This window comes from Pseudomonas sp. (genome assembly GCF_032058845.1).
Classification (GTDB): Bacteria; Pseudomonadota; Gammaproteobacteria; order Pseudomonadales; family Pseudomonadaceae; genus Aquipseudomonas.
The window spans coordinates 57,884-64,723 of the sequence record NZ_DAMCCR010000010.1; the positions used below are offsets into that span (position 1 = coordinate 57,884).

General features: G+C 61.3%; 8 protein-coding genes. 4 read left to right on the forward strand and 4 right to left on the reverse strand.

Features of this window, described 5'->3' with window-relative positions; all coding sequences use genetic code 11:
- Positions 1 to 254 precede the first annotated feature (254 nt).
- Complete coding sequence (gene grxD / locus RT028_RS03690) at positions 255 to 590, forward strand: Grx4 family monothiol glutaredoxin (RefSeq protein ID WP_312932576.1); 336 nt, start codon at positions 255 to 257, stop codon at positions 588 to 590.
- A 99-nt stretch (positions 591 to 689) separates the two neighbouring features.
- Here the strand turns inward: grxD and bfr are convergent, their stop codons facing one another.
- The gene (gene bfr / locus RT028_RS03695) at positions 690 to 1,163 is read right to left on the reverse strand and encodes a bacterioferritin (protein WP_312932578.1); all 474 of its coding nucleotides are present in this window, start codon (positions 1,161 to 1,163) and stop codon (positions 690 to 692) included.
- Positions 1,164 to 1,362: 199 nt separating this feature from the next.
- A complete protein-coding gene (locus RT028_RS03700; protein WP_312932580.1) occupies positions 1,363 to 1,584 on the reverse strand; it encodes a bacterioferritin-associated ferredoxin in 222 nt (73 codons plus the stop codon).
- Positions 1,585 to 1,794: 210 nt separating this feature from the next.
- Here RT028_RS03700 and RT028_RS03705 point away from each other — a divergent pair, with 210 nt between their 5' ends.
- Positions 1,795 to 2,397 carry a peroxiredoxin C gene (locus tag RT028_RS03705; RefSeq protein ID WP_312932583.1) on the forward strand — a complete coding sequence of 201 codons (603 nt, stop codon included), beginning with the start codon at positions 1,795 to 1,797 and terminating at the stop codon, positions 2,395 to 2,397.
- 69 nt (positions 2,398 to 2,466) lie between these two features.
- On the opposite strand, the gene rnt is transcribed toward RT028_RS03705, so the two are convergent.
- Entirely contained in the window at positions 2,467 to 3,141 is a 675-nt protein-coding gene (gene rnt / locus RT028_RS03710) for a ribonuclease T (RefSeq protein WP_312932585.1), read from the reverse strand.
- On the reverse strand, positions 3,138 to 4,184 hold the full coding sequence (pyrC, locus tag RT028_RS03715; protein WP_312932587.1) for a dihydroorotase: 1,047 nt from the start codon (positions 4,182 to 4,184) through the stop codon (positions 3,138 to 3,140). Before pyrC ends, rnt begins: the two co-directional genes overlap by 4 nt.
- Positions 4,185 to 4,338: 154 nt before the next feature.
- On the opposite strand from pyrC, the gene RT028_RS03720 reads away from it, so the two are divergent.
- A complete protein-coding gene (locus RT028_RS03720; protein WP_312932588.1) occupies positions 4,339 to 5,391 on the forward strand; it encodes a flagellar protein MotY in 1,053 nt (350 codons plus the stop codon).
- 129 nt (positions 5,392 to 5,520) lie between these two features.
- Positions 5,521 to 6,738: an argininosuccinate synthase gene (locus tag RT028_RS03725; protein WP_312932590.1), complete on the forward strand. Its 1,218-nt coding sequence runs from the start codon at positions 5,521 to 5,523 to the stop codon at positions 6,736 to 6,738.
- Positions 6,739 to 6,840 lie beyond the last annotated feature (102 nt).

The following is a 6,840-nucleotide window of genomic DNA, read 5'->3' on the forward strand; positions in this document are numbered from 1 at the left end:
ATCGGAGCTTCCGCTCACTCCGAGCGCTAGTGCGTTGTTTATTCATTACATCTTTTGTACAGGGGTAGGCCAGGGGCGTGCAAACGCCAGCGTCCGAGCTTGCACTTGGCTCAGGCCCACTTCGCGACGTGCGAACCGCCCTGCGCGGTCCTGCCCACGGCACGCGTCAGCATCACCGAGCAGCGTGATCAGGTTTCCGATACAATGCGGCACCGTGCCGACGAATCTGTCGGAAAGTTCAGCAGAGGTGCTTCATGGATATCATCGAAACAATCAAAGAGCAGATCGCCAACAACACCATTCTGCTCTATATGAAAGGCTCCCCCAATGCGCCGCAGTGCGGCTTTTCGGCCAAGGCCTCGCAAGCTGTGATGGGCTGTGGTGAGAAGTTCGCGTATGTCGACATCCTGCAGAACCCTGAAATTCGCGCCAACCTGCCCAAGTACGCCAACTGGCCAACCTTCCCGCAACTGTGGGTAGGTGGCGAGCTGGTCGGCGGCAGCGACATCATGATGGAGATGTTCGACAACGGCGAGCTGCAAACCCTGATCAAGGACGCCGCTGCCAAGGCCAAGGCTGCCCAAGCCTGACTCCACTGGCGGGCCGGGCAGCCCACTGCTCGCCCGGTAGCCCACGAAAAAGCCCCGCTACGCGTAAACGTAGCGGGGCTTTTTCGTGCAGGCGGGGTGTTATTCTTCGCCCATCTGCGATTGCAGGTAGTTCTCGATGCTGATCTTGTCGATCAGGCCCAGCTGGGTTTCCAGCCAGTCGATGTGCTCTTCCTCGGACTCGAGGATGTCTTCGAGCATGTCGCGACTGCCGAAATCACCGACCGTTTCGCAATGCGCGATAGCCGCTTTCAGATCCAGCAGACCCTTGCGCTCGAGCTTGAGGTCGCATTCGAGCATTTCCTGGGTGTGTTCACCGATGAGCAGTTTGCCCAGGTCCTGGACGTTGGGAATGCCTTCGAGGAACAGAATGCGCTTGATGAGCTTGTCAGCATGCTTCATCTCATCGATGGATTCCTTGTACTCGTGCTTGCCGAGCTTGTTCAGGCCCCAGTCTTCGTACATGCGAGCGTGCAGGAAGTATTGATTGATCGCGACCAGCTCGTTTCCGAGGATCTTGTTGAGATGCTGGATGACGCTGATATCGCCTTTCATGTCTGGGTGCCTGCCGTGTGAAGTGTGCCAATGACCGAAGTTTGAGCGCCACCACTCAGACTGTCAAACCTAAGTTATTGAATAATAAGTGAAAATTAATAGGAATAAGAATGTTTGTGAACCGCGTTGGCACGCTAACTTATTGAATTTTAGGCATAAAAAAACCGGACAAGAGGCCCGGTTCTTCAAATAGGGTGTTTTACGCCGCAGTAAATTCTGCAGGATAAGCCGAAGCGGTTTGCTGGCTGAGCTGCAATTCCGTCAGGGTTTCACGAACCACTTGCTTGGCTAGGCAGGCGCATTTACCGCACTGCGTTCCCACCTGGGTGGCTTCGCGTACTTCCCGGTAGCTACAGCATCCTTCGTAGATCGCTTCGCGGATCTTACGATCGGTGACACCGACACAAAGACACACATACATGGGGCTGACCATCGCTGGGTGGTTCGATGGTTTGGAGCTTAATGGTAATGATAATGCTTGTCAAAACACCTGCTGCATCCTCGCAGTCAGAGCGACCGGCGGTAGATTCGGACTGTCACCTCAAGGTGTGTATGATGGGCGGCCTTGTGTAATCCCGGGTGATGTCGTTCCCCGGGTGACAACCGTTTCCCCCTCATCAGGAGATAAAGAATGAGCGTACTCGTTGGCAAGAAAGCCCCAGACTTCACCGTACCTGCCGTCCTCGGCAGCGGCGAGATCGTCGACAGCTTCAACCTGGCCTCGGCCATCAAGGGCAAGTACGGCCTGGTGTTCTTCTACCCACTGGACTTCACCTTCGTCTGCCCGTCCGAGCTGATCGCCCTGGACAACCGCATCCCGGACTTCGTCGCTCGCAACGTGGAAGTGATCGGTGTCTCCATCGATTCGCACTTCACCCACAACGCCTGGCGTAACACGCCGGTCAACAATGGCGGCATCGGCCAGGTGAAGTACACCCTGGCTGCCGACATGACCCACGAAATCTGCAAAGCCTACGACGTCGAGTCCGAAGGCGGTGTCGCGTTCCGTGGCGCGTTCCTGATCGACACCAATGGTGTGGTTCGCTCGCAGATCATCAACGACCTGCCACTGGGTCGCAACATGGACGAGTTGCTGCGTCTGGTAGACGCCCTGCAATTCCACGAAGAGCACGGCGAAGTCTGCCCTGCCAACTGGAAGAAAGGCGACAAGGGCATGAACGCTTCGCCTGAGGGTGTCGCTGCCTACCTGAGCGAAAACGCTGGCAAGCTGTAAGCCTTCGCCAGATACGAAAAAACCGGCCTGCGAGGGCCGGTTTTTTTTGGGCGTGTTTCAGCCCGGACATCAGTCGTTGAAGTCGCGCCAGCCGCCCATGTCTTTCCAGCGATTGACGATGGAGCAGAACAGCTCGGCGGTCTTTTCCGTGTCATAGCGCGCCGAGTGGGCTTCGCGGCCATCGAAATCGATGTCGGCGCTCTGGCAGGCACGTGCCAGAACGGTCTGACCGTAGGCCAGGCCGGCGAGGGTGGCGGTGTCGAAGCTGGAAAACGGGTGGAACGGGTTGCGCTTGATGTCAGTGCGCGCTACGGCGGCATTGAGGAAGCCCAGGTCGAAGCTGCTGTTGTGCCCGACCAGGATTGCGCGCTTGCAGCCATTGGCCTTGAGGGCCTTGCGCACGCCCCGGAAGATGTCCGTCAGTGCCACATCTTCATTGACGGCCATGCGCAGCGGATGGTCGAGCTTGATCCCGGTGAATTCGAGGGCTGCGGCTTCGACGTTGGCGCCTTCGAAGGGCTCGACGCGGAAGAAGTAGGTGTGCTCGGGGAACAGGAAACCCTTTTCGTCCATGCCGATGGTGACCGCCGCGATTTCCAGCAAGGCATCGGTGGCGCTGTTGAAACCGCCGGTCTCGACGTCCACCACCACCGGCAGGTAGCCGCGGAAGCGCTCAGCCATCGGGTGACGCGTGCCTGGGCCGCCGGAGGTGTCCTGCTCGTCTTCGTAGTGTTCGTCGCTCACGCTTGGGTCTCCAGCAGGCGCCAGCGCAGGGTTTCACCTGCGCGTAGCGGAATCACGGTCTGCTCGCCGAACGGCAGGCTGTCAGGGGCGGTCCAGTCTTCGCGCACCAGGGTGATGTTGTCGGTATTGGCCGGCAAGCCATAGAATGCCGGGCCGTGCAGGCTGGCGAAGCCTTCGAGCTTGTCCAGCGCGTCACGCGACTCGAATGCCTCGGCATAGAGCTCGATGGCGGCGTAGGCGGTATAGCAGCCGGCGCAACCGCAGGCGTTTTCCTTGGCATGCCGCGCGTGTGGCGCCGAATCAGTGCCCAGGAAGAACTTCGGGCTGCCACTGGTAGCCGCATCGAGCAGCGCCACCTGATGGGTGTTGCGCTTGAGGATCGGCAGGCAGTAGAAGTGCGGGCGGATACCGCCCACCAGCATGTGGTTGCGGTTGTACAGCAGGTGCTGCGGGGTGATGGTTGCGCCCACGTTGGCGTCAGCCTCGCTGACGAACTGCGCGGCATCGCCTGTGGTGATGTGCTCGAAGACTACTTTGAGGTCAGGGAAACGCTCGACCAGACGGCGCATGTGCTCGTCGATGAAGCGCTTTTCACGGTCGAACACGTCGATCTCGGGGCGCGTCACTTCGCCGTGCACCAGCAGCGGCAAGCCGGTTTCGGCCAGAGCTTCGATGGCCGGGAAAATCTTGTCGATGCTGGTCACGCCGGAGTCGGAGTTGGTCGTGGCGCCTGCCGGATAGAGCTTGGCGGCATACACGAAGCCACTGGCCTTGGCCGCCAGGACGTCCTCGCGGGTGGTGCGGTCGGTGAGGTACAGCACCATCAGCGGCTCGAAGCGGCTGCCCGCTGGACGGGCGGCGAGGATGCGTTCGCGATAGGCGCCGGCTTCATCGGCACTGCGCACCGGGGGTACCAGGTTCGGCATGATGATGGCGCGGGCGAAGGTGCGTGCGACATCCGCAACGGTGTGACGCAGGACAGCACCATCGCGCAGATGGATGTGCCAGTCGTCGGGGCGCAGGAGGGTCAGGCGATCGGACATTGGGGATTCCAGGCGGGTCGAACTCAGGGCGCCAATGCTACCGGAAAAGCGTCGTCCGAGCATCTGCGCTACCAAGGCTGCCGCGCCACTATCAAGTTTTACCCGACACGTCCGATAGCCTGCAGGTATGCCGCAACGATTCATGGAGCCACCTGTGCGCCAGCGTTACCTGTTCATCCTCACGCTGCTCGCCAGCCTGCCAGCAGGGGCCATGACCCTGCAGAGCCGTCTGGAAGACGTCGCCTGGAAGGTCGAGGGCGATCAGTTCGAGTGCCGTCTGGTCCAACCCATCAAAGGTTTCGGCAGCGGTGAATTCGTTCGCCGTGCCGGCGAGCAGCCGACGTTCAGCCTGCGTTCCGACAGCCACTTGCTGGGCACGGGCAGCGCCTCACTGCTGGCCGCCGCTGCGCCCTGGCAGCCGGGGCGCGGCGATGTCAGCCTCGGCCAGGTGCGCCTGGCAGCCACTGGCCTGCTGTTCACCTCGACCCAGGCCCAGGCCAGTCGGGTGATCAGCGGCTTGCTGGACGGGCGCAGCGCCGTGGTGCGCAAAGCCTCCGGCATGGGCGGGCAGGCTATCGAAGTGCGCGTGCTGCCAGTCAGTTTTGCCAAGGGGTTCGAGGACTATCTGGCCTGTGCAGGCAAGTTGCTGCCCATGAACTACGACCAGGTGCGGCAGACCCAGGTCGCGTTTCCCGGCACGGGCACCGAGCTCGACAGCGCCGCGCGTGCGCGGCTGGATCTGATTCTGGCCTACATCAAGGCCGATCCATCGGTGAACCACATCGAGCTCGATGGCCACTCCGACAACAGCGGCAACCGCCTGAGCAACCGCGACATGTCGCGCCGCCGCGCGCTGGCCGTGGCCGATTACCTGGTCAGCCATGGCGTACCGATGGAGCAGATTCTGGTGCGCTTCCACGGCGAGCGTTATCCCCTGGTGAAGAACAACACCGCCGCCAACCGCGCGCGCAATCGGCGGGTGAACATTCAGCTCGAGCGCGTCACCCCGGCGCCTCAAGCTGCCGAGAACGCTGCGCAGAAACCGTTGCAGGCCCCTGCCGAGGCGGGCTCAGCCGCGGCTGAGGGCAAGGCATCCACGCCAGCTTCCGGATCCTCCGGCACGCCAGCTTCCGGATCCTCCGGCACGCCTGCTGCTCAGCCGGCCGCATCGAATCCGCCGGCCGCCCCTGCTCAAGGCAAGCCGTGATCAGGACCGGCCTGCAGGTGCGCGGCCGGCCACTGTCGCTTTGTCATCACAAGCTGTCGCGCCCCTGTAAATCTGCGCGCAAGGCCGGTAGAATCGGAGGCTTTCCGTACAACCCCGTGGAGTGATGGCATGGCGGACGTAAAGAAGGTCGTACTGGCGTATTCCGGCGGCCTTGATACTTCGGTGATTCTCAAGTGGCTGCAGGATACCTACGACTGCGAAGTGGTGACCTTCACCGCTGACCTCGGTCAGGGCGAAGAGGTCGAGCCGGCTCGCGCCAAGGCCCAGGCGATGGGCGTCAAAGAAATCTACATCGACGATCTTCGCGAAGAGTTCGTGCGTGATTTCGTCTTCCCGATGTTCCGCGCCAACACCCTTTACGAGGGTGAGTACCTGCTGGGTACTTCCATCGCTCGCCCGTTGATCGCCAAGCGCCTGATCGAAATCGCCAACGAGACCGGCGCTGACGCCATCTCCCACGGCGCCACCGGCAAGGGCAACGACCAGGTTCGCTTCGAGCTGGGTGCCTACGCGCTCAAGCCAGGCGTCAAGGTCATTGCGCCGTGGCGCGAATGGGACCTGCTCTCGCGCGAGAAGCTGATGGACTACGCCGAAAAACACGCTATTCCAATCGAGCGCCACGGCAAGAAGAAATCGCCGTACTCGATGGATGCCAACCTGCTGCACATCTCCTACGAAGGCGGCGTCCTGGAAGACACCTGGACCGAGCACGAAGAAGACATGTGGCGCTGGAGCGTCTCGCCGGAAAATGCCCCCGACCAGGCGACCTACCTCGAGCTGACCTACCGCAACGGTGACATCGTGGCCATCGACGGCGTCGAGAAGAGCCCGGCTACCGTACTGGCTGAACTGAACGCCATTGGCGGCGCCAACGGTATCGGCCGTCTCGACATCGTCGAGAACCGTTACGTGGGCATGAAATCGCGTGGCTGCTACGAAACCCCAGGCGGCACCATCATGCTGCGCGCCCACCGCGCCATCGAGTCGATTACCCTCGACCGCGAAGTGGCTCACCTCAAAGACGAGCTGATGCCCAAGTACGCCAGCCTGATCTACACCGGTTACTGGTGGAGCCCGGAGCGCGCGATGCTGCAGCAGATGATCGACGCTTCCCAGGTCAACGTGAACGGTGTCGTGCGCCTGAAACTGTACAAAGGCAACGTGACGGTCGTGGGCCGCAAGTCCGATGACTCGCTGTTCGATGCCAACATCGCGACCTTCGAAGAAGATGGCGGCGCCTACAACCAGGCCGATGCTGCAGGTTTCATCAAGCTCAATGCCCTGCGCATGCGCATTGCGGCGAACAAGGGTCGTTCGCTGCTCTGACGCCCAGTCGTAGTCGAAAGAACCCCGGCCAGTGGCCGGGGTTTTTTATGGTGCGCCAGGCATGGCGCGTCGCGCGCAAGCGCAACCCGCTTGGTTGTGGTG

Excerpts from the sequence above, each read along its gene's own strand:
- grxD (WP_312932576.1), top strand. The coding sequence starts at position 255 with ATGGATATCATCGAAACAATCAAAGAGCAGATCGCCAACAACACCATT.
- bfr (WP_312932578.1), bottom strand. The coding sequence starts at position 1,163 with ATGAAAGGCGATATCAGCGTCATCCAGCATCTCAACAAGATCCTCGGA.
- RT028_RS03700 (WP_312932580.1), bottom strand. The coding sequence starts at position 1,584 with ATGTATGTGTGTCTTTGTGTCGGTGTCACCGATCGTAAGATCCGCGAA.
- RT028_RS03705 (WP_312932583.1), top strand. The coding sequence starts at position 1,795 with ATGAGCGTACTCGTTGGCAAGAAAGCCCCAGACTTCACCGTACCTGCC.
- pyrC (WP_312932587.1), bottom strand. The coding sequence starts at position 4,184 with ATGTCCGATCGCCTGACCCTCCTGCGCCCCGACGACTGGCACATCCAT.
- RT028_RS03725 (WP_312932590.1), top strand. The coding sequence starts at position 5,521 with ATGGCGGACGTAAAGAAGGTCGTACTGGCGTATTCCGGCGGCCTTGAT.